Here is a 23,183-nt window from a genome sequence, read left to right on the forward strand (position 1 = left end):
AACGGTTTTCTAGTTATTGTTCTTAAGGGGAACTTATTCGTTGCATTAAGATGCAAAGTTTTTCTTAGCGCTCAAGCGCAAAATTTTTACAGATTAAACAAGTCTCAAATCAGGATAATTTGCTAACACATCATCAGATGTGAGAGTATCATTTTCAGCTTGAGGAGTCCAAAGAACTTCAATTGCCAGAAGCTTGTCGCTAGGGATACTACCAATTTGCCGCAAAGCTTGACGCAAATCATCACCACTATTAATCGCTGTGGGGATTTCAAACTTACCTAGTGTCGCCGTTAACAAGGTGACGATAATATATTCACCAGGGCCTTCGGTAACTAGGCGGGTGGGGTTGTCGAGTTCACCAGCCGGAGGTAAAGCATCTTTGGTAAGGGCTGCTTTTAGCTGGTTGTTAACGTTAGAAAGAGTTTCTTCGCTAAACTTGCTGCGTTCTGCCAGTGACAGCCGATTAAACTGACCTTCAGCTGAATTCAAACTGGCTTGTTGAGTGCCACCACCTGCATATACAAAGTATTCGGGATGGCGGAGTAAAGCGAGGCTGGCTTCTTGAAGAATTTCTGCTCTACCCTCTGGGGTGTTAGTATCAGCAGTTTCAGCAATCTGGTTGAGTTCATTTTGCAATTCACGGGCTTGAGCTAACAAACCTACTTGCAAACGAGTTACAGAAACAGCAGAGTTACTGCTGTAATCTGCTTCTCCAGTTTCACCACTAGAGACGCGGCGGAAAGTTTGCAATAAGAAATTAGCGATCGCCAAGAAAATTAAGATGGTAAATATACCACCAAATCCTCCTCCAATACCCCAGAAGGGAAGTAGGAAGGGAAAGCCAAAGCCGCCACCAAAACCACCACCAGGATAGTATCCGCCCCCGCCTGGAGGTGCATAAGTGCGTGGTGTATAGGTGCGGCTGGAAGGCGCTCTAAAGGAGCCACCACCGATACGACCCCCACTGCGGGCTGCTAATGCGCCGTCGGCATGACCAAGAGCCAAAGCTAACACCAAGCTTAGGGCTAAGAAGGCTTTTAACAGTGGTTTGATGGTTTGTTGTAGTTTTTTACGCATAAGACAATCGCTTGAAAAACGGAATTATTATTTATGATTTTTTCCCATTTTGGGAGTAGTGTTGCAGGATGTCGCTAACGCCAGCCCATAACAAGCAAGTTTGTAGCATTCCCTTTTAAAGGCTACATATTCAATTTACCGCGTCTTATCTTGGGTAAGCAGCGATCGCAGGGGGGATTTCTCGACAGGGGAACCGTACCTGAAGACATGTTTCTGATTACAGAAATTTGCGATGTCTACGATGGGCTACGTCTACGGGCAATTGTTTGCTATGCCTTGGACTAGCAGTTTCACTGTCAAAAGAAAAGGGGATAATTATACCAATTATCTGTGTATGAAATTTTTTATCCAAAAATTTACCGAAGAACACTCATGATACAAGCCCCTCTCTTACAAAGTTCTGAGCGGAGGAAACCTCCGCTCAGACTTTGCGCTAAATTTATTCTAAATTTATTTATGGGTATTAATTTTGAATTTTGGATTTTGAATTCGGAGCGTTCGCGTAGCGTCTCGTAGAGAAGCGACGTGACCTCGTTCCCAGTCTTTAGCTAAGAACGAGGTTTTGACTTAAGTTGATGCTAATGTAGCGCTGTGAGTCCCTACATCTATCCCAACTGATTTGAGATCGAGCTAACATCAACGGCTAATTTTTTACCCAACTTGAGCAACTGAAGACACTGATTATCTGCTTCATTACCAAGGCTAGTGATACACACTGGCGCTATCTGACTGTGCAGACAACTAAAATATAATTCTTGCGATCGCTGTAGGGAAATATCAATATTCAGTTGATCCCCGACATCAATCAATCGCTCCAATAGTTGGATATCTGCATTAAAACTACCATTGGCATCGTACAACAGTTGCCAGAGCGATCGCGCAATTAACTGTTCTAACATCTGCTTCCCGTCGGGAATATTCAGCCGACAACGCAGATGTTTTGCTTCAGTAGCGATCGCCTCCAATTCTAATATGTAACTCCAACTCTTTTGGGGATCAGCAATCTCTTGCTCAAGCGATCGTAATGTCATCAGACAGCGATGCCCTAAAGCAATATCAGCTGCTACCTGCAATTCTTGCGGTACTGCAATTTCATCACGATGAAACGCCATCAGTACTCCATAATTATCACGGTAAGCTTGGGTATACAACTGCCCTAAACGTGCCAGTGTTTCCTGACTCAGCAGCCCCATAATCCGGTGGCGTTCTTCAGCAAATAGATTTTGCAAGCTAAAAGCTTCTTCTCCAAATAGCTGTGTCATCGCCAAAATAGTATGAGCCGCACTAGCTTGTTTTAGTGCCCCAAACAGCTTTTCTTTTAATTGGCTGTAGTCACGCCGCCCAGTAAATTGCTGAATACAGCAGTGGAAATCCCAGCCTCCCAAATGCAAAACTGCAAATACCAAATGCTCACTTTCCCAAGTAATCTCTGATACTAGCTTTAAATTTCCCACAGCCAGAGTTAGCGCTCCCATGCGTTGCAGTTGGTAATCTAGCTCATTGGCACTGTAGCAATAAACCCGCTTATGGTAACGCTGAGACTGTTTGGCAGCAGCATCTTTTCTCGGTAGAGAATTGTGCGTTTCTGCTGGTTTCTGATTGGTAAACAAAGAAGTAATGGCGTAATGGGCTGCTACTTGCTTAAAGCCAAGTTGGGCAGTTAACACGAGTTGCCGATAAATTTCTGCACCGTGTTTGAAGTCATCCACATTACTAGGAGCTAAACCAAGACGTTTGACGAAGCCTTTTTCCAACTGCACACCTGCTACTTCCCCTGCCAATTCCAAAGCACGGGCGGCATAGCGCAGAATTTGTGTCCCTTCTGGACGAGAAATTTCTTCAAAAAACCAGCCGCAACTAGTGAACATTAATAAAGCGTGACGCTGCATTTCTAACAGGCGCAAGGCGTCTACTTGTTCGGCTGCGGTTAGTTTGTGGGTTTGATGACGGGCGAGGAAACGGTTGACATTGCTAGCAGAGCGATCGCGCATTACTTGGATATATTCGTCTCGCGCTAGCCAGGGATCGCGAAATAACTGTCTACCATGTTCTGTATACACTTCAATTAGCTGATCCCGCAGCCAATTTAGGGCATCCCGCAGGGGGCGACGCCATTTCTGATGCCAAACACTGCCTTCCCCGCCACAACCACAGTCATCCTGCCATCGGCCGACACCGTGGGCGCAACTCCAGGCTGTGACTGACTTTAATTCCACTTCCCAACTAGGAGAATTTAAGCTCAGGTAGTGGGCGAAGTTCGTCACCGTCCAACCCTGTTGAGGAAACTCTTTACTAAAGGCATAAGCTAAAGTTTTCTCAGTTCCCTTCTTGTGATGTCCAAAAGTTTCCCCATCCGTTGCCACAGAAATTAACTGTGCTGGACGATGATCCCCACGCACCGCTGAACCGATACGTCCGCCAAAGCGACTGGAATTATAAACGACATCACTAAAACCCATATCCCGCGATATCGGGCCATCGTAGAAGAAGATATCAATGTAGGGTAATTCTTCTTTTCTATCTTCTTTGGATTTAGTAGCGATCGCACTCAAAGATGAAGATGAAGTGTCTAGTGTGGGCTGCAAATAACAACGATAGGGACGGGTGGGATCGATCTGACTACCACCGACTTCGAGCCATTCTGGATGGGGATGATCTTCGGTGGGGAAGGGACGGCAACGCAGTGCTTGAGATGGTGCAAGGATAATGAAGCGAATACCCTCAGCAACAAGAGCTTCTAGGGTGGGATAATCCACACCGGTTTCTGCTAGCCACATCCCTTCGGGATCGCGTCCAAAACGAGAGCGGAAGTCTTCTTTACCCCAGCGAATTTGGGTATATTTGTCGCGTTCGTTTGCCAGAGGCATGATGATGTGATTGTATACTTGCGCGATCGCATTGCCGTGACCATGCAAACGTTGGCTACTCTTGGCATCCGCCTCTAAAATTCGCTGATAAACCTCCACATCGTAGCGTTCTAGCCACGACATCAGCGTTGGGCCAATATTAAAACTGAAATACTCATAATTGTTGACGATCCCCACTACTTCACCTCGGTCATTTAAGACTCTGGCAAAGGCATTCGGGCGATAGCATTCCCAATGAATCCGCTCATTCCAATCATGGAAAGGTGCAGCGCTCGGTTGGCGTTCAATTGCGTCCAGATAAGGGTTTTCCCTTGGTGGCTGGTAAAAATGACCATGCACCGTCACATAAACACCATTAGCTTTTCTCAGGGGATCAGTTTGTTTGGTGTTATTGGGATCTGAATGTAATGTTAACGTTGAGCCAGAGCTAGCTGGCATTTGGTCAGCAGAAGTCATGTATATTTATCCAAAACAAAAAACTTGCAGTTGCAGCAAAACTACTGTGCGTAAACCTTTATACAATAGTTTTCACACAAAATCCGGTATAAACAACTATGGAATCCAACTAAATTTTTGACAAAGCGGTTTTATTGTAGTGGGAAATCTGCGTTATCGCATAGTGCAAAATCCGTTAGGTGGCTCTGCCGACTTAAAGGAACTTTGCAAGACAGCCCTTTCCCTAAAGGCTCAAAGTAATTAGCCATTGAACAAGGCCTCAGTTAGGGGTTTTCTCTTCTTGGGCGCCAATCAAAATTTAATTGTCTTTTAATATATTAAACCCCATTTTTAGTGTAATGTTTTGGCTCAAATTCATAGTTTTGCAACAAAAGATTACAATAACTCATTATATCGTAATCTAATTTCACATACACAGTAGTGAACTGAAAACAGTAAAATTTCTGAATTGCTGTACAAGCGGTTGAGAGTATTATGTCGGAGTGCTGAGTGAAAGTGATTGTTGATTCAACACTCCAAATTTAAAATTTAGGATTGCTCGCTGTGAATGAGACCCTCAACCCAAAACAACAAATGTCAACCAAAAACATTATTCTTTTCGCTTTACTACTGTTTATCCCGGTTTCTGTAGCAGCCCACTTTCTGGAATGGGGAGAATTGATAGTTTTCATTACAGCTGGATTAGCAATTCTGCCCTTAGCAGCTTGGATGGGTACAGCCACAGAAGAAATTGCTGTCGTAGTCGGCCCATCATTGGGGGGCTTGTTAAACGCCACCTTTGGCAATGCTACAGAATTAATCATAGCCTTAGTGGCGTTGAACGCTGGGTTTATAGATATAGTCAAAGCTAGTATCACGGGATCAATTATTAGCAACTTACTACTGGTAATGGGTTTTTCCATGCTTTTGGGAGGACTGCGCTACAAAGAACAGACATTTCAGCCAATTGTGGCGCGGGTGAATGCTGCTTCGATGAATTTGGCAGTGATTGCCATTTTGATGCCAACGGCGATGAATTACACTTCTCTTGGTACTAACCAACAAACACTGCAAAATCTTTCTATTGCTGTTGCTGGAGTATTAATCTTGGTTTATGCCCTAACACTGCTATTTTCGATGAAAACTCACTCCTATCTTTATGATGTAGGTGTAGCAGAGGCAGAAGCAGAAGTTGAGGAAATATCTCATGGTAAACCAAATACGGCTTTATGGGTTGGCGTGCTGCTAGTATGTACCTTGCTAGTGGCAATTGAATCAGAAATGTTAGTCGATTCTCTGGAAGTGGCTACATCTAAGCTAGGTTTAACGGCGCTGTTTACAGGAGTAATTTTGGTTCCCATCGTCGGTAATGCGGCTGAACACGCCACAGCAGTCACCGTGGCGATGAAAGATAAGATGGATCTTTCCCTGTCGGTAGCTGTGGGATCGAGTATGCAGATTGCTCTCTTTGTTGCGCCTGTGTTAGTTATAGCAGGGCGGGTATTGGATCAACCAATGGATTTAGATTTCAAACCCTTTGAATTAGTCGCTGTGGTTGTGTCAGTGTTGATTGCAAACACTATTAGTTCCGATGGTAGATCTAATTGGCTGGAAGGCACTTTATTATTAGCTGCTTATACAGTGTTGGGATTCGCCTTCTACTTTCATCCAGTTATGGAAGGTATGGGGTAGTACCGCAAAGCGGAAGTCAAAAGTCAAAAGTCAAAAGTCAAAAGTTTGTATATCAAGGCTTTTGCTTTTTTAAAATGGTGGCTTGATTTCCGCCACGCTGTACTAGTTAGTAGTGCGTAGGCGTAGCCCGTCGTAGAGATTGCTCATATTTTAACGGATTCGCAAAAGTCTCCACCCTTAACGCCAGTAAAATAAAGAGATATAAGAGCGATCGCCTATATGAGCTACTGCCTTAATCCCCATTGTCCCAAGCCTGGAAATCCCGATCATGTGAAGTTTTGCGTGACTTGCGGTTCCAAGTTACTCCTCAAAGAACGTTACCGTGCTATCAAACCAATCGGACAAGGTGGTTTTGGCAAAACCTTCTTAGCTGTGGATGAGGATAAACCCTCAAAACCACGCTGCGTAATTAAGCAATTTTATCCCCAATCCCAAGGCACTAATACACTTGCCAAAGCCGTAGAGTTATTTAACCAAGAAGCGGTGCAGTTAGATGAATTAGGCAAACATCCCCAAATTCCCGAACTACTAGCATATTTTACCCAAGAAAATCGGCAGTATCTTGTACAAGAATTTATTGACGGGCAAAACTTAGCGCAGGAATTAGCACATAGAGGTGCTTTTAGTGAAACGCAAATTTGGCAACTATTAAACGATTTATTGTCAGTTTTGCAATTTTGTCATACTAGACACGTAATTCACCGCGATATCAAGCCAGAAAATATTATTCGTGAAAGCAATGCTCAAGGCAAACTAGTATTAGTAGATTTTGGTGCTGCTAAATCTGCTACTGGCGCTGCTTTAAATAAAACTGGTACTAGTATTGGCAGTCCAGAATATGTTGCCCCTGAACAAATGAGAGGTAGGGCTATTTTTGCCAGCGATATTTATAGTTTGGGTGCAACTTGTATTAATTTATTAACTGGGCGATCGCCTTTCGATTCTTATGATACCAACAACGATACTTGGGTATGGCAGCAATACTTGCAAACTCCCGTCAGTAATCAGCTGAGTCGCATTCTCAACAAAATGCTAGAAAGTATTCCGATTCGGCGTTATCAAACAGTAGACGAAGTTCTCAAAGACTTAAATCAACGGTCGCAAGTAGCAGCACCAGCGAACCCGCCAAAACCTATCCTTCAATCACCACCAAATTCTCCACCCACTTTTGTATCGAAATCTCCTAGTCAAATTGATCGAGAATTAGAGGAAATGAAAACTCAATTTTTGGGTGGCAACAAACCTCAGATAAATAAAATACAATCACCAAATCCTACATCTGGGCCTACTAATAAAAGCCAAATAGATGAAGAATTAGAAGAATTAAAAGCCAAATATCTTGGGAAGAATAACACACCAAATCAATGAGAAAGCCTGATATCAAAAGTCTCTATTACATTACACACATTGAAAATCTGCCCTCAATACTTAAAAGAGGTATCTTATCCCACAAAAAAGTTGAGGAACTAGGAGTTTCATATACACCAATCTACGATAGTGAGATTGTTAGCAAGCGAAAAGACAAGTCTACACCTGCAAGGAGTAGTTTGTGGGAGTACGCTAACTTATACTTTCAGCCACGTAACCCAATGATGTATCGGGTAGTTCATGAAAAAGATAAAAGAGACATTGCTGTTATTGCAGTCAAACCCGATGTACTTGCAGCAACAGGAGGACTAATTACAGATGGAAATGCTGCCAATGAACCAACTCAATTTTTTGCTATTAAGGAAGGAATAGAAACACTTCAGAAACAATGGAAAATTATTCAAAATGAATGGTGGAATGAACTTGATGGTTCCAAACGAAAGATAATGGCTGAGTGCTTGGTTCCTGAGCAAATCAGCCCAGAACTTGTTCATTCAGTTTTTGTAGCAGACTATAAGGCTAAAGAGCGAGTCGAAACAATTATTGGTTCAGCTAAAATACCTGTTGTTCCTGAACCAAATATGTTTTTCCAACCCATATCTGCTGCCCGTATTGGGACTAATATTTCCTTGATTGATGGGGATATGTTTTTTTCAAATATGCAAACTTTGACGATTAGTGTTAATCTTCAAGGGATAATGGGCAAAGGATTAGCATCACGGGCAAAATATCAGTTTCCTGACGTATATGTAGTTTATCAAGATGCTTGCCGGAATCAACAGCTTACTGCCACAAAACCCTATCTCTATAAACGGGAAGCTTCTTTAGACCAAGAACTAGCTGATCTTAGCCTTCCGCTTGTGACCTCTAATGCTGTAAAGTGGTTCTTGTTGTTTGCTACTAAAAGACAATGGCGAGATAACTCTCGTTTAGAGGACATTGAAGGTGGCTTAGACTGGGTTAGAAACAATTGTCATGAAATTGGTATTCAGTCTTTGGCAATGCCAGCTTTGGGTTGTGGTTTGGGCAACTTAAATTGGGCTGAAGTCGGGCCGCTAATGTGTCGTTATTTGCATAATATAGGAATTCCGGTTGCGATTTATCTTCCACGAGAACACCAAATTGATTCCAAATACTTAACTAATGATTACTTGCTAAATCACTCTTGATTCATACGTTACCGTAGATGGCTTTTCTCTAAAATGAAAAATATACAAGTTAAATGTGTATTAGCTTAACAATGAATAATTAACAATTAACAGTGATAATTGACAAAAAAGTGACTCTCAAAGAGCCACTTTCAAATTTACAATTTAAGACTCTCTAATTTGTAGGTGTAGTTGGTTCTGAAGTTTGCAGCTCTCTTGGTGTGGAAGTTTGCACTGATGCTTCAGAAATCGGTGTCCATTCGGTGTGGAAGACTCCGGGCTTATCAAGTCGCTCGTAGGTGTGCGCTCCGAAGTAGTCGCGTTGGGCTTGAGTGAGGTTTTGGGGCAAGCGATCGCGTCGATAGCTGTCAAAATAATCTAATGACGCACTGAATGCTGGCACTGGAATTCCCAGTTTTGCTGATGTTACCAACACTTCTCGCCAAGCTGTTTGTCTATCGAGAATTGTCTGCTTGAATTCTGGAGCTAATAGCAGGTTAGGTGGCGCTGGATTTTCGTTAAATGCGTTCTTAATCTTATTCAAAAATCCAGCACGAATAATACAGCCACCCTTCCAAATCCGCGCCAATTCACCTAAATGCAAGTTATAGTTGTAGGTTTTTGAAGCTGTAGCTAACAGTGCCATGCCCTGAGCGTAAGAACAGATTTTCGAGCAATACAGAGCATCTCGCACCATATTGATAAAAGCTTTGGTATCTCCTTCATACTTGCCAGAAGGGCCTGTAAGTATCTTGGATGCTGCTACCCGCTCTTTTTTGAAAGAAGACATAATCCGCGCGTTCACCGCTGCAATCATTGTCGGTACAGCAACCCCCAAATCCATTGCAGTCTGCACTGTCCAGCGTCCGGTTCCCTTTTGCCCTGCGGCATCAACAATCAAATCGACCAAGGGTAGATTTGTTTCTGGGTCAATGTAGGGGAAAATCTTTGACGTAATTTCAATCAAAAACGAATTGAGTTCGTCGGTGGTGTTCCATTCGGCAAAAACTTCGTGTAGCTGATTATGGTCTAATCCAGCAGCATTTTTCAGCAAGTCGTATGCTTCTGCAATCAGCTGCATATCGCCGTATTCAATGCCGTTGTGTACCATTTTGACGTAGTGGCCGGCACCACCAGGACCGCAATAGGTTACGCAAGGGCCATCATCAACTTGGGCAGCAATTTTATTAAAAATTGGTGACAGATATTCGTAGGAGCTTTCTGTACCTCCAGGCATCAGTGAAGGGCCATTTAGCGCACCTTCTTCACCACCACTAACACCCATACCGATAAACCGAAGTCCAGCGGGTTCTAATTCCTGAGTGCGTCGTTCTGTATCTTCAAACCAAGAGTTGCCACCGTCGATAATGATGTCGCCTTCATCTAGCAAAGGTTTCAGTTGAGAAATCACCGCGTCTACTGGCTTACCAGCTTGCACCATCACTAGGATTTTGCGAGGACGTTCCAATGCAGCAACAAATTCTTCCAGGGTAAATGCGGCTTTGACCTTCCGTCCTGGTGCACGCTCTGCCATGAATTTGTCGGTTTTATCGCGCGAGCGGTTGTATACTGCGATTGGAAAGCCATTACGTTCCACGTTTAGAGCGATGTTCTCACCCATAACGGCTAATCCAATCACACCAAAGCTTTGTAGTGTCATAAAAAATTTCTGGCTAACTCTTGCAGATCCTTTTACTTTAAGGGTAGTCCGATATTTTCCCTTCTCCCCTAAAGAAGACCTTAAGACTTAATCTAAACGACAAAAATCCACAAGTAACATGGATAATTAATTTTAAATTGTATCTAAATCAACAATTGACTGGCAAAATTTGCAAAATTGAAATAGTCAAAGGACGCAGTAAGGAGTAACCAAACAATGCTGGCATTTGTCCTAGCTTTGGTAGTGGGTCTTGGTAGTTTAGCCATTTATATAGCAGCTTTCTTTTTTCCAGAAATCCACCGCAAGAATGACTTTATTTGGAGTGGCGTAGGATTGTTCTATGCTTTGGTCTTATGGGTGTTTGCACCACGCATTACTGGGGGGTTGTTGCTGGGTCATGTGGCTAGTGTGGCTCTTTTGGTCTGGTTTGGCTGGCAAACTCTATCATTACGTCGGCAATTGACCCCGCAGGCACAACAAACTCAAGTACCCAGTGCTGAGACGGTAAAAACTGGCATTCAAGAACAGGTGAATAAGTTGTCCCTTCAGGAACGGCTGGGCCAGTTGCAAAAAGGTCTGGGTAGTACCTTCAGTGGCGCGAAAGACAAGGTGCAGCAGACTGTGAGCAAAAAGACACCCACAACCTCCAAACCTGAAGATATTACTTCTGTACTGTCAGAGAAACCTGCTATTGAGATTATTGACAAAACCATTGTCACACCAGAACAACCACCAGAAAAGACAGTTACTACCGACACCGAAGCAAAAACCGAGAGTGTACCGGAAGCGATTCCACCACATCCTCCATCTCCTGAATTGGTGGAAGCAGCGCAAGCAGATTTTGAAATTGAGGATAAGCAACCGATTACCGTAGAAGAAATAGCGCCGGATGCGGAACTCGCTCCCCCAGAGGAAACGCCACCGGAACAAATACCGCCTAATCAAGGTAGTTGAATTCTGTGAAACCCAGCGTTAATCTAATATAATGTTGGGTTTCACTATTTCCATCAGGTTATTTTAGGGCTAATTTCAAATACTAATTCAGAACGATAGAAGCAGACATCAAACGCTACAAAGAAATTCATGTGTCCTAAAATCAATGGGGCGTTTCTATCTCTTGTCCAAGCAAAAGCTAGCTCTACTGTCGGAAATTGTTCAACATTCGCCATCAACACTAATGCCCTCGCCTCAAACCTAGCCAAATTACCACCTAATGGAACAGATAGTCTTTGACGTTCCCAAACCGCTCCCAGCCTTAACCCTCTTTCGTAGGGCAATACGTTAACAGTAGAACCAGTATCTAGTAAGCCTGATACAGTTACAGAACGATTTTGATAAGTGAGAATTAGTGGTAGAGAAGGCAGCGTACTTAATGCACCAAGTTCTGGATTTACCTCAGTAAATGCAAATCTAACTTTATCAACCATTTATTGCCGCTTTTTCTTCTGCTAATGCCTTCACTAAAACAGCAGCAGCTTCAAAAGAATCATATAAGCCAAGACTAGCTACTTTGTCCTGAGCATCCAATGGAACTAAACTTGATTCCTTCAACAATTCGGCTGCCAGGAAATGCATTAGTAAGAGTTTATCAGTGTGGGATAATTCTTTAACTAGCGGTATGAGTTCGGTAAGAAGCATAAGTTAAGGCTTTAATGAATTTAGATAAATTTTAGAGCATAGTTTGGGGAACGCTCTTAACTAATTAGGTATAAAAATTATGAACATCCAACTTCAAACAAAATACTAGCAATTTATACAAACCCGAATTGCTATAGGTAGATATGAAAATGCTGAAGATTGTGATTGCTAAAGCATTGAAATTGAGGAAGAGTGGGAGAAGGGTTATCAGGAATGGGAAGAAGAAACTTATCTCTAATTGCTAAAGCTTTATACAAACTAGCAAGTGCTTCTTGATAATGCTCTAATTCTGCCAGTACCAAACCTTGGTTGTTCCAAGCCTCGCCATAGTCATCTTTAATTTGCAAGGTTTTATCGTAGCTAGTGAGCGCCTCTTCATAACGACCTAATTCTCGCAAGACATTGCCCTGGCAGTAATAAATTATGGGATTGTCATCTTGAATTAGGTAATAAATCCCTTCGCCAGAGTCCGGTAGGTTTTGGTAATAGCTCATAAAGCTTTTCCATTAGCTTTAGTGGCGTTTCAATACCTGCTGTAAGCCCAAAGGACACCTCTGCAAAGTCAGCTTGCAACTCATGCGTCTCTTTTAGTTTTTGGGTAAGGGTAGTTTTACCAACTCCGCCGAACCCATAAATCTGAAACAGCAGTGGGGTAGATTCTGGAGATAACAGTGCTTGGGCAAATTTAGCTAGAAAGTCCTGAGCCTGTTTGCGAGAGATGTAATAAGCTATTGAAGTTGTCATCTGGCAATGAAAATACTTGGTCAGATGTATAGATTTTAGCGACTGCTACTTTAATTCAACACCCCAAATTGCTTATTTCAAGGAATTTTATAAAAATTAGATTTAACCATTGTAATTTTTAATGCTAAATCTGCTCCTTTCAGGATCGCACTTTTATGAGCCAGGTTTTAAAGGAGTTTTAGCTGAAATTGACACGTATATCCTCCCCACTTCTTACTTTCACGAAGAAACAGCTTTCAAATGTGAGCCATGATGAGATAAGTAGTTCGAGTTAATCACTCGATTACGCCCAGAAGTTTTAGCCTGTAACAAACATTGATCGGCACGATGCAGCAGACTCTCTCCTTTCTCATCATCCTCAGCTTGCAGAGAAGCTGTACCCAGGCTAATAGTGATATTAATTGTCAGCTTATTGTTGAGTGCAAATGGTTCATCGCTGACTACGCGATTGAGACGACGGGCCACTACTAGTGCTTCCTCATCAGTAGTGTTAGCCAGAAGAATCACAAATTCTTCGCCGCCATAGCGGAATGCTGTATCTTGACAGCGCAGATTATGGCGCAAACGCTGACATAATACTTGCAAAATGCGATCGCCTACTAAATGCCCATAAGTATCGTTAACTTTCTTGAAATGATCTACATCCAGAATAATCAAACTCAGCGAAGTTTTTTGAGTCCTGGCTCTTTGAATTTGCCTGGGTAAGTCCCATTCTAAAGCACGACGATTATTTAATTCTGTCAACGAATCGGCTAAGGCGATCGCAGATAACATATCATTTGTCCGAATCAAATCTCGGTATTTTTGTGCTTTCCGCAAACCAACTGTCAATTGAGCAAGTATTAGTCCATGATTAGCAGTTAACTCTGCCAAGCTATAATCTGTTTTTTCTTCAATAAGATGCCAAATATATGCATCGGCTCCTTGCTTTAAGGCCGCAGCACTCATCTCCAATTCCCTATGCCAACCCTTATTTCTATCAGTCAGCTGCTGGGAACGATCCTCGAAGAGAATACAATATATCCACGATAGTTTTGTCTGATCTTTCAACCAACCGCAGAGTTCCATACTGCCATCTACGCTAGCTTGCACCAGGATTATATCAGGGGGTGTTGTTTTAATCCGCGACACTGCTTGATCCAAATTGTCTATAACTTCTACACTAAAAGCAGTCGCATAACGGATCTGATCTGGAAGTGTAGCGATAAAATTATTTTTTCCAAAGATCAGAATAGAAATATTCATTGCTTTATTTTTTATCCTATTTAAATTTTAAATAAATTCACTTGGGTAACTACTGCTCTTGTCGTCTAATACTAAATATGATGTTCTAGGCTAAATTATATTTTTTGAAATCTTGTTTTTTGAGCATTGATTAGATAGCAACTTTCAAATTTAATCTCATTTTAAGATTTTATATTTCCTACTAAAATTTTGGAAATATTCATTTCTAATAACTAATGTCTTCTTTACAGTTTATTTTTAAAACAGTAAAAATACTGAATATTATCTCAATACATAAAAACTATTGCTGTAATTTCTTAAGTACTATTTACCTGATAGAATTACCGAAATAAATAGTTTGTAATAACCATTGTATTGGTCAGCTAAATTTATTCCTAAGTAGGAAAAAGGAAATATAAAGTTTTTGCATCGAATCATTAAATCCAAAATTTTCTTATGTAATTAAAAATATTACTTTCCATAAAAATCTTTAGCTTTTTATTTATAAGCTAGGCTTTATTTAAATATTAATAAATTATTTAAGTTATTATATATAAAATATACAGCAAAACTACCTCCTGCTATATACAGTAGCTTTTTGTGGCTTACATACCATCTAAAAAAGACATAAGTTGTCGGGTAAAAAATTCTAATTTCAGTTAAACTTCACAAAAAAAAACAAACAATGCATTAGCAGGAGAAATAAAATATTTTTGCCTACACTTTATCTTGATTTGTCTATTTACTTAATTTACGTCTTTTTTATTTGCTGTTACAGCATAAGTTTAGAAAATAAAGCTAAATAAAAAAAATTATGTCAAAACCTGTCCCTAATTTTGGGAAATTATTTCTATTCCGCTCTTCTATAGGCGGAAAATGTAAAAAATTTTGTTAGCGTCGCTTGAGATATTAAAGTCTAAACTTCTTCTGTGAATAGCTGGAATCCGATCGATAACCTTCTACAGCCTAACCAGCAACAATTACCTGTTTGATTGACTCCTCAGAAGTTTCGGACTCCACCGTAACAGTTTTAGCGTTAATATCAACATCCACTTTGACCTTAAGGTTCTATAACGTGGATAGACTCAGTAATTATTTCTGCACATCCCTCACAAGCAATATTTGATACTTTCAGTTTTAGTGCCATTTGTTACCTGGGTATGGGAATTTTAAAGTATTTCTTAATGATTAATTTTAAGCATGGAAATGCGATGTCTACGACGGTCACTGAGCTTTATCGCTGGCGCAGCCTCTCGTAGAGAAGTGCTGGCGGGAGCCTACACGCATCTTGCCAGAGTCGGATTATATTGTAAAAGCGTCCTAATCAATGCATTTTGCTCACCCACTGGCAGAATTCGCTGGCAGTAATATGAAACAAAATGCAAGAATATATAAAGCTATTTATGAAAATACACCTATCTAGTGCCGCTACGCCCAAGTCGAAAGTCTAAAGTCTAAAGTTAAAAACACCTATGTCTTCAAATCCCCAGTACCTAAGCGGTAACGAAATTCGCAACATATTTCTCGACTTCTTTGCTCAACGGGAACACCAAATTCTCCCAAGTGCCTCCCTCGTGCCAGAAGACCCAACCGTGCTGCTGACGATCGCGGGGATGCTACCATTTAAGCCAATATTCTTGGGACAGCGCACACCAGAATTTAAACGGGCTACGACTTCGCAAAAGTGTATCCGCACCAACGACATCGAAAATGTCGGACGCACCAAACGGCATCACACCTTTTTTGAGATGCTGGGTAACTTCAGCTTTGGTGATTATTTTAAAGAACAAGCGATCGCTTGGGGTTGGGAAATATCTACACAAGTCTTTGGCTTTTCCCCTAAAAATCTCGTCGTTAGCGTTTTTGAAGATGATGATGAAGCCTTTGCAATTTGGCGCGATCAAATTGGTGTGCCGATAGCGAGAATTAAACGCTTGGGCGAAGACGATAACTTTTGGGTATCTGGCCCGACTGGCCCTTGTGGCCCTTGTTCCGAAATTTATTACGACTTCCACCCGGAACGCGGTGACGAAAATATAGATTTAGAAGACGATTCCCGGTTCATTGAGTTTTATAACCTCGTGTTTATGCAATATAACCGGGATGCTGACGGAAATTTAACGCCACTGCAAAACAAGAACATCGACACCGGCATGGGTTTGGAAAGAATGGCGCAAATTCTCCAAAAAGTGCCGAATAACTACGAAACTGACCTGATTTTCCCAATTATTCAAACAGCTGCCAAAATTGCTGGCATTGACTACCACAGCAGCGATGAAAAAACCAAAGTCTCCTTAAAAGTCATTGGCGATCATGTTCGTTCTGTTGTGCACATGATTGCTGATGAAATTCGCGCTTCCAACGTCGGACGCGGTTATGTACTGCGGCGGTTAATTCGGCGGATGGTACGTCATGGTCGATTAATTGGGATTTCTGGCGAATTTACTACCCAAGTTGCTGAAACAGCGATCGCTCTTTCCGAATCAGCTTACCCTAATGTGCGCCAACAGGAAGCAGCAATTAAAGCTGAGTTGCAACGGGAAGAATCTAATTTCCTCAGAACTCTGGATAGAGGCGAAAAACTCCTAGAAGAAATCATTCAAGAGGTGAAACAGCGAGAAGAAACTCAAATTAGCGGTGAAAGTGCATTTATCCTTTATGACACCTACGGATTTCCCCTCGAACTTACTCAAGAAATTGCCGAGGAAAATAATCTGACAGTAGATGACGCGGGATTTGATGCCGAAATGCAAAAGCAGGTAGAACGTGCCAAAGCAGCACACGAAACCATCGATTTAACTGTACAAGGTTCTCTCGACAAATTAGCAGAACACATCCATGCTACCGAATTTATCGGCTATACCCAACCTGCGGCAACTGCGAAAGTCGAAGCAATTTTGGTAGAAGGTGTTCCCCAACAAGAAGCAGAAGCCGGGACACAGGTGCAAATTGTCCTTGACAAAACGCCATTTTATGCTGAATCCGGCGGACAAATCGGCGATCGCGGTTATATCTCTGGTGATGGGATCGTAATTCGGGTAGAAGACGTGAAGAAAGAATCTGATTTCTTTGTTCACTTCGGACGCATCGAACGCGGTACACTGCGCGTAGGCGATCGCGTCACTACTCAAATCGATCCGGCTTGTCGCCGTCGCGCTCAAGCTAACCATACCGCAACGCACCTATTGCAAGCGGCATTGAAAAAAATTGTTGATGAGGGCATATCTCAAGCAGGTTCTCTGGTTTCCTTTGATAGGTTGCGCTTCGACTTCAACTGTCCCCGCGCTTTGACAGCAGAGGAAGTTCAACAAATTGAAGAACAGGTGAACACTTGGATTGCTGAGGCTCATGCTGCAAAAGTGGAAGTATTACCTTTAGCAGAGGCGAAAGCTAGGGGTGCTGTCGCTATGTTCGGGGAAAAATACGGTGAGGAAGTGCGCGTGATTGACTTTCCTAGCGTATCAATGGAATTATGCGGTGGGACTCATGTGAGTAATACTGCTGAAATTGGCGTGTTCAAGATTATCTCAGAAGCTGGTGTAGCTTCTGGGGTGCGGCGGATTGAAGCTGTTTCGGGGCCCGCAATCCTAGATTATCTCAATCTGCGCGATAAAGTAGTTAAAGATTTGAGCGATCGCTTTAAAGTTAAACCCGAAGAATTACCAGACAGAATCACAAGTCTGCAAAGCGAACTGAAGAATAGCCAGAAGGAATTAGAAACCTTAAAGGTACAGTTAGCGATCGCTAAATCAGACAGCTTGCTACAAACAGCCCAAACCGTAGGCGATCATAAAATTATTGTCGCCCAATTAGAAGAGGTCGATCCAGAATCATTGAAAACCGCAGCCGAACGCTTGTTGCAAAAAATTGGTAATGGTGGAGTTGTACTGGGTTCTGTTCCAGAAGTTGGGAAAGTTAGTATAGTTGCAGCTTTTAGTCCAGAAGTGAACAAAAAAGGTTTGCAAGCTGGTAAATTTGTGGGTGCGATCGCTAAAATTTGCGGCGGCGGCGGTGGTGGAAGACCGAACTTAGCCCAAGCCGGCGGACGCGATGCAAGTAAATTACCAGATGCGTTGGCACAAGCGGAAAGTGAGTTAAAGTCGACGTTAGGTTAACAAGCTGCTAAGAGGATGTCTGAAAAGTTTTGGCAAGGTATATTTTGTCATTCTAAGTGAAGCGAAGCGGAACGAAGAATCTCGATTTTTCGTTAATTTGTGAAATGCTTCACTTCGCTGGCGCTACGTTCAGCATGACATTTTTGACTTCTCAGACATCCTCTAACGCAAAACCTAATCTCCAAGCCCCATTTTCTATAGAACTTACACACACGCGCTCAGGGGCAATTCATTGAAAGCGACGGGAAACTCCATCCTGCAAGTGGCATGGAGAGGGATAGTCGCCCCGTCGCTTGGGGCATGGGGAAGAAGTTCCAATGCCCAATTCCCAATGCCCAATGCCCAATGCCCATTCCCCATTCCCCATTCCCCAGATATGCTTCAGACTTTTCTATAATAATTAAGTGATTCCCGTCATCATAAATAGCCTGTGACTACCACTCCCCTATCTCCTACTTCAACTGCTCAGGTTCCAGATACGCTAGGCCGCTTTGGACGCTTTGGCGGTAAGTATGTACCTGAAACGCTCATGCCTGCCCTAGCTGAATTAGAAACAGCTTATCAGCAATACCGCAATGACCCTGGTTTTCAAGCAGAACTACAGCAGTTGTTACGAGACTATGTAGGACGTGCTACACCATTGTATTTTGCTGAACGCCTGACTGCTCATTATGCCCGACCCGATCGCACCGGGCCACAAATTTATTTAAAACGTGAAGATTTAAATCATACTGGCGCTCACAAAATCAATAATGCCCTTGGTCAGGTATTGTTGGCGAAACGCATGGGTAAGCAGCGGATTATTGCGGAAACGGGTGCCGGACAACATGGAGTTGCTACAGCCACCGTTTGCGCTCGTTTTGGGCTGGAATGTGTAATTTACATGGGTGTTCAGGACATGGAACGCCAAGCTTTGAATGTTTTTAGAATGCGGCTGATGGGGGCAGAAGTGCGACCTGTGGACGCGGGAACCGGAACTTTGAAGGATGCTACTTCCGAAGCAATCAGAGATTGGGTGACAAATGTGGAAACTACTCACTACATCCTGGGTTCGGTAGCAGGGCCTCATCCTTACCCAATGATGGTACGTGATTTCCATGCAGTAATCGGCGAAGAAACCCGCGCTCAAGCAATGGAAAAGTGGGGTGGATTACCTGATATTCTCTTGGCTTGTGTAGGTGGTGGTTCCAATGCAATGGGACTATTCTATGAGTTTATGAATGAGCGTTCTATACGCTTGATTGGGATTGAAGCAGCTGGAGAAGGTGTTAATACCGAAAAACACGCAGCTACATTGACAAAAGGACGAATTGGTGTATTGCACGGAGCCATGAGCTACCTACTGCAAGATGAAGATGGGCAAATCATTGAGGCACACTCAATTAGTGCGGGGTTAGATTATCCCGGCGTGGGGCCAGAACATAGCTATTTAAAGGATACTGGTCGCGCTGAATACTATAGTGTGACAGATGCAGAGGCATTGGCGGCATTTCAGCGATTATCGAAATTGGAGGGGATTATCCCAGCATTGGAAACAGCCCATGCGATCGCCTATCTCGAAACCCTCTGTCCCCAACTAACCGACAGTCCTCGGATTGTAATTAACTGCTCTGGACGTGGTGATAAGGATGTACAAACAGTAGCCAAGTTATTAAATCCTGCGTAAATATACCTCAAATTCTTCGGAGGAAATCATGGATCAACAATTCCAACACGCTATGCTACCGCAACCCACTCACGACGAGTTGGCACGCCAAAACTTTGTGCAAACAATGAAAATGCACATTTTCAAGAATATCCTTCCTGCTAATAAAGAAGTTTATGAAAAACTAGGCAAGCCGAAGTTTGAACAAGCACATCAACGTCCTCCCCAAAATCGTTATGAAATTCGGGAAGTAATGCAGCACGAACCCTATTACTACTGGACTAGTGCCCTCAAGCGCATCAACCAGGAAATGTTATGGGATTCTGTAAATGCCAATATTGACAGACAACTGCCAGAGTTGATTGAGCGCGCCAAAGACAAGGGTGGTGAACTGGGTACTTTAACACTCGACCCAAATTTTCAAATACCCACTCATCAAAAGGCTGTAGACATTCACTGTATGCCTGGAGGATATTATAGTGAATTCACTGCTGATGATGTCGCAGCCGGCGCAACCTACGATCGCGGCGCTTACGTTTATGGAATGGGTTGGTTGGGACCGCTCAATGATGATATGGGGCTATCTATAGTCCAAAACTACCTTTTAGCAGAGTTTCCCGACTTTCGACCGAGAAAAATTCTTGATATGGGATGTTCTATTGGAAATAGTACATTACCTTATGTCGATGTTTTCCCAGATGCAGAAGTCCATGCCATAGATGTAGGTGCACCCATGCTGCGTTATGCTCATGCAAGAGCCGAAGCCTTGGGAAAACGGGTACACTTCTCTCAGCAAAATGCCGAACACACTAACTTCCCCGATGAATCATTTGACTTAGTGGTTTCTCACATTTTGCTGCATGAAATTCCCCCGCCATCTGTGCGTAAAGTTATGCAAGAGTCTTATCGTCTACTGGCTCCTGGCGGCATGATGATCCATCTAGAAGCACCTCTGTATCGTCACATGGATATTTATAGACAGTTTATTTCTGATTGGGAAACTGCTAACAACAACGAACCCTTCTGGAGTGCTGTACGCGATTTAGATTTGGTGCCGCTAGTTACTGAGGCTGGTTTTGCAGCAGATAAGACATTTGAGAAATTTGTCCCCAATGGGGCATGGAAAGCAAAAGAAACTAATGCTATGTTTCAAAATCGGAACTCAGCCACCCAAGGCACTTGGTTTCTGGTTGCTGCAACTAAGTAAGCTGAGGAAGTTATAGCAATTCGTAATTGAGAAAGTCAGATTTTATCTGGCTTTCCTCGTTTTTTATGTCTAGTCTTATTTTTGGAGAATTGGTATTAGGATGACAAAAATAGCCAAAGGTAAACGACCTGTTTATTTAGAAAATCCGCAAACTGATAAATTATTAGCGATCATAATGGCTTTGACTGGTGAGGTGTCCGTGCTGCATGAGCGGTTAGACACGATTGAACGGTTGCTAGAGGTGAAAGGTATTTTATCAGCTAGTGAGATTGAAGCTTACGAGCCAGATGTCAAAGTAACTAAGGAACGGGAACAGTGGCGTGCAGAATATATTGCAAGGGTATTGCGTGTGGTACAGGAAGAGTTAGAAACCCTCAATAAAACCTAGTTGAAATCACGCAGATATTTTGCTGAATAAATCTAGCCTATTTATATTATATATTCCGTATCTTCAACAGTAAAAATCGGTTTTTACTGTTTTTTTGTACATTATTAAAGCTATCAAATATACTTAAAAGCAGTAAAATAACTGAATTTTAAAAGTAAGTAAGCATAATATAAAACTAAATAACTCCAAAAAACCTAGTAATTACACTACTATATGACAGCTAAGTACAGAATGTAGATACAAATAATCATACTAGTGGTAGAAGACGATTATTGATTAAACAGCACTATTTTCCCGTAAAATCATGAATTTAAACGTTTGCTGGTAGTTTTTGAACAAAAAAGCCTACAAATAAAGCTATATAGACCTATAAGCAATTTGTCACATTGATATTAGTTGGTTACATTGTCTAAAACTTTACTTCTAGCAAATGATTAAACCAATAATTTACAGCGTTGCTTTAGGCACTATTATTCTCGGTAGTGGAGCGATCGCTACTCCTGTAACAAATCCAGCGTTTATGCCAAAATCTTCAAATGTATCAAATCATACTGCAAAAATTGCAGCAAATAGCATCGACACTGCCGCTCTAGAACAGTCGATTTTTAACCAAATTAATAACTACAGAATTTCCCAAGGGCTACCAGCACTGACTCGTAATGCTGCCATCGATAATCAAGTAAGGATTCACAGTCAGAATATGGCTAATGGTACTGTTCCCTTTGGACATACTGGATTTTCAGAACGTGTTAAAGCAACCCGTATTTCTTACAGAGCAGCTGGTGAAAATGTCGCTTACAACCAGGGATATAGCGATCCTGCCACAATAGCTGTTCAAGGCTGGCTCAAAAGTTCAGGGCACCTTGCCAATATCAGAGGTAATTATAATCTGACGGGGATTGGTGTTGCCAAAAACAGTCAAGGTGCAATCTACTTCACACAAATGTTCATTCGCTCATAGGTTTGACGCAATGTGCAATTTAATATTCTGACCTCACTTCCATTCTTCTCTCCGGTAAAGAGAAAGGCTTTGAAAGCAAGGGGCTGAGAAATGAAGTTTGAGTAAAAGTTGCACGTAGCGTTCAATTTGAGAAAATTTAGGCTTTTTCTCAAATTCCCTAGACTTCAACCTGTCAGCAAAGCTTTTGCGAGATATTTCATGAAAATCTTAAATTATCAGCAAAATTAACCGTGATTTTCATGAAGCTGACCTATTGAAATACTGACAATTGGAAATGATTGTTTGTGTTACTTGTAAAGGATGTAGCCAAATTGCCGAAATTCATCATTACTTAACAGTATTGTGGTATATATTCTCGGAACAATAGGGTAAAGTAGAAGTCTTATATCTCTACACATTACGCAATTCTCCATGTTCCGACAAACTGCTTTTGGCATCGCTTTAAGTGCGCTTGTCCTTGCTAGTGGATTAACGACTGCTCCGATACCAAATCATACTTCTACAAATACATCCACCCGTAATAAGCTGTTGTCGCTTTTTTCTAGTCAGGTTGCAATATCAACTCCAACTTTTAAAACTACTGAGCTAGAAAAATCAGTATTTGAGCAAATTAATCGATATCGGGTTTCTAAAGGGCTGCCAAAGTTGACCTTAAATGCAAATTTAACTCGACAGGCAAGAATTCATAGTCAAAATATGGCTAAAGGCAAAACCCCATTTAGCCATCAGGGATTTGAAGGGCGAGTCAAAGCTATTCCGATTCGCTACAACAGTGCAGCGGAAAATGTTGCTTTCAACCGGGGATATAGCAACCCCGTAGAGGAAGCTGTTACTGGCTGGATCAACAGTCCCGGACACCTAAAGAATCTTAAAGGAAAATACAACCTGACTGGAATTGGTGTTGCTACTAATAATCAAGGTGAAGTCTACCTGACACAAATGTTTTTTCGCACTAGGTAGATTTAATTTCTGATTTTTTTGCACAATAATGTAGTGTCTGACAAGACTTTTGTC

At 42.1% G+C, this 23,183-nt stretch carries 19 protein-coding genes and 1 pseudogene; 10 read left to right on the top strand and 10 right to left on the bottom strand.

Translation table 11 applies throughout. The features are described from left to right. Positions 1–93 precede the first annotated feature (93 nt). Together V7K56_RS06315 and V7K56_RS06320 are read right to left on the bottom strand one after the other, a co-directional pair. Complete coding sequence (locus V7K56_RS06315; protein ID WP_334908662.1) at positions 94–1,077, bottom strand: DUF1517 domain-containing protein; 984 nt, start codon at positions 1,075–1,077, stop codon at positions 94–96. A gap of 605 nt (positions 1,078–1,682) precedes the next feature. Continuing rightward, positions 1,683–4,400, bottom strand: coding sequence for a DUF3536 domain-containing protein (locus V7K56_RS06320; RefSeq protein ID WP_334908664.1), 2,718 nt, complete (start codon positions 4,398–4,400; stop codon positions 1,683–1,685). A gap of 573 nt (positions 4,401–4,973) precedes the next feature. Here V7K56_RS06320 and cax point away from each other — a divergent pair. The 3 genes from cax (at position 4,974) to V7K56_RS06335 (ending at position 8,608) form a co-directional block, all read left to right on the top strand. Further along, positions 4,974–6,071: a calcium/proton exchanger gene (gene cax, locus V7K56_RS06325; RefSeq protein ID WP_334908666.1), complete on the top strand. Its 1,098-nt coding sequence runs from the start codon at positions 4,974–4,976 to the stop codon at positions 6,069–6,071. Positions 6,072–6,290: 219 nt separating this feature from the next. Then, a complete protein-coding gene (locus tag V7K56_RS06330; protein ID WP_334908668.1) occupies positions 6,291–7,439 on the top strand; it encodes a serine/threonine-protein kinase in 1,149 nt (382 codons plus the stop codon). Continuing rightward, positions 7,436–8,608, top strand: a complete 1,173-nt coding sequence (locus V7K56_RS06335; protein WP_334908670.1) for a DarT ssDNA thymidine ADP-ribosyltransferase family protein — start codon at positions 7,436–7,438, stop codon at positions 8,606–8,608. The genes V7K56_RS06330 and V7K56_RS06335 overlap by 4 nt, the downstream gene beginning before the upstream one ends. A 154-nt stretch (positions 8,609–8,762) precedes the next feature. On the opposite strand, the gene gndA is transcribed toward V7K56_RS06335, so the two are convergent. Further along, positions 8,763–10,247, bottom strand: coding sequence for an NADP-dependent phosphogluconate dehydrogenase (gene gndA / locus V7K56_RS06340; protein ID WP_334908672.1), 1,485 nt, complete (start codon positions 10,245–10,247; stop codon positions 8,763–8,765). A 216-nt stretch (positions 10,248–10,463) separates the two neighbouring features. Between gndA and V7K56_RS06345 the strand changes: the two genes are divergently transcribed. Continuing rightward, positions 10,464–11,201 carry a Ycf66 family protein gene (locus V7K56_RS06345; protein WP_334908674.1) on the top strand — a complete coding sequence of 246 codons (738 nt, stop codon included), beginning with the start codon at positions 10,464–10,466 and terminating at the stop codon, positions 11,199–11,201. Positions 11,202–11,254: 53 nt separating this feature from the next. On the opposite strand, the gene V7K56_RS06350 is transcribed toward V7K56_RS06345, so the two are convergent. The 6 genes and pseudogenes from V7K56_RS06350 to V7K56_RS06375 form a co-directional block, all read right to left on the bottom strand. Beyond that, positions 11,255–11,674: a hypothetical protein gene (locus V7K56_RS06350; RefSeq protein ID WP_334908676.1), complete on the bottom strand. Its 420-nt coding sequence runs from the start codon at positions 11,672–11,674 to the stop codon at positions 11,255–11,257. Next, positions 11,667–11,885, bottom strand: coding sequence for a hypothetical protein (locus tag V7K56_RS06355; RefSeq protein ID WP_334908678.1), 219 nt, complete (start codon positions 11,883–11,885; stop codon positions 11,667–11,669). Before V7K56_RS06355 ends, V7K56_RS06350 begins: the two co-directional genes overlap by 8 nt. 131 nt (positions 11,886–12,016) lie before the next feature. After that, on the bottom strand, positions 12,017–12,379 hold the full coding sequence (locus V7K56_RS06360; RefSeq protein WP_334908679.1) for a tetratricopeptide repeat protein: 363 nt from the start codon (positions 12,377–12,379) through the stop codon (positions 12,017–12,019). Continuing rightward, positions 12,318–12,629 (bottom strand): hypothetical protein, encoded by a 312-nt coding sequence (locus V7K56_RS06365; RefSeq protein WP_334908681.1) that lies wholly within the window; start codon positions 12,627–12,629, stop codon positions 12,318–12,320. Before V7K56_RS06365 ends, V7K56_RS06360 begins: the two co-directional genes overlap by 62 nt. A 219-nt stretch (positions 12,630–12,848) precedes the next feature. Beyond that, positions 12,849–13,874 (bottom strand): GGDEF domain-containing protein, encoded by a 1,026-nt coding sequence (locus V7K56_RS06370; protein WP_334908683.1) that lies wholly within the window; start codon positions 13,872–13,874, stop codon positions 12,849–12,851. 945 nt (positions 13,875–14,819) lie between these two features. Continuing rightward, a pseudogene (locus V7K56_RS06375) lies at positions 14,820–15,000 on the bottom strand (heavy-metal-associated domain-containing protein). Positions 15,001–15,325: 325 nt separating this feature from the next. Between V7K56_RS06375 and alaS the strand changes: the two are divergent. Next, on the top strand, positions 15,326–17,968 hold the full coding sequence (alaS, locus tag V7K56_RS06380; protein WP_334908685.1) for an alanine--tRNA ligase: 2,643 nt from the start codon (positions 15,326–15,328) through the stop codon (positions 17,966–17,968). Between the two features lie 229 nt (positions 17,969–18,197). Here the strand turns inward: alaS and V7K56_RS06385 are convergent, their stop codons facing one another. Then, positions 18,198–18,335 (bottom strand): hypothetical protein, encoded by a 138-nt coding sequence (locus tag V7K56_RS06385; RefSeq protein WP_334908687.1) that lies wholly within the window; start codon positions 18,333–18,335, stop codon positions 18,198–18,200. Positions 18,336–18,398: 63 nt separating this feature from the next. Here V7K56_RS06385 and trpB point away from each other — a divergent pair, with 63 nt between their 5' ends. The 5 genes from trpB (at position 18,399) to V7K56_RS06410 (ending at position 23,129) form a co-directional block, all read left to right on the top strand. Next, complete coding sequence (gene trpB, locus V7K56_RS06390) at positions 18,399–19,634, top strand: tryptophan synthase subunit beta (RefSeq protein ID WP_334908689.1); 1,236 nt, start codon at positions 18,399–18,401, stop codon at positions 19,632–19,634. 28 nt (positions 19,635–19,662) lie between these two features. Further along, a complete protein-coding gene (locus V7K56_RS06395) occupies positions 19,663–20,820 on the top strand; it encodes a class I SAM-dependent methyltransferase (protein WP_334908691.1) in 1,158 nt (385 codons plus the stop codon). Positions 20,821–20,920: 100 nt separating this feature from the next. Beyond that, the gene (locus V7K56_RS06400) at positions 20,921–21,208 is read left to right on the top strand and encodes a hypothetical protein (RefSeq protein ID WP_334908693.1); all 288 of its coding nucleotides are present in this window, start codon (positions 20,921–20,923) and stop codon (positions 21,206–21,208) included. A gap of 430 nt (positions 21,209–21,638) precedes the next feature. Then, on the top strand, positions 21,639–22,169 hold the full coding sequence (locus V7K56_RS06405; RefSeq protein WP_334908695.1) for a CAP domain-containing protein: 531 nt from the start codon (positions 21,639–21,641) through the stop codon (positions 22,167–22,169). Positions 22,170–22,580: 411 nt separating this feature from the next. After that, a complete protein-coding gene (locus V7K56_RS06410; RefSeq protein WP_334908697.1) occupies positions 22,581–23,129 on the top strand; it encodes a CAP domain-containing protein in 549 nt (182 codons plus the stop codon). The last annotated feature ends 54 nt before the right edge of the window (positions 23,130–23,183 follow it).

The organism is Nostoc sp. (assembly GCF_036917535.1).
Taxonomy (GTDB): domain Bacteria; phylum Cyanobacteriota; class Cyanobacteriia; order Cyanobacteriales; family Nostocaceae; genus Nostoc.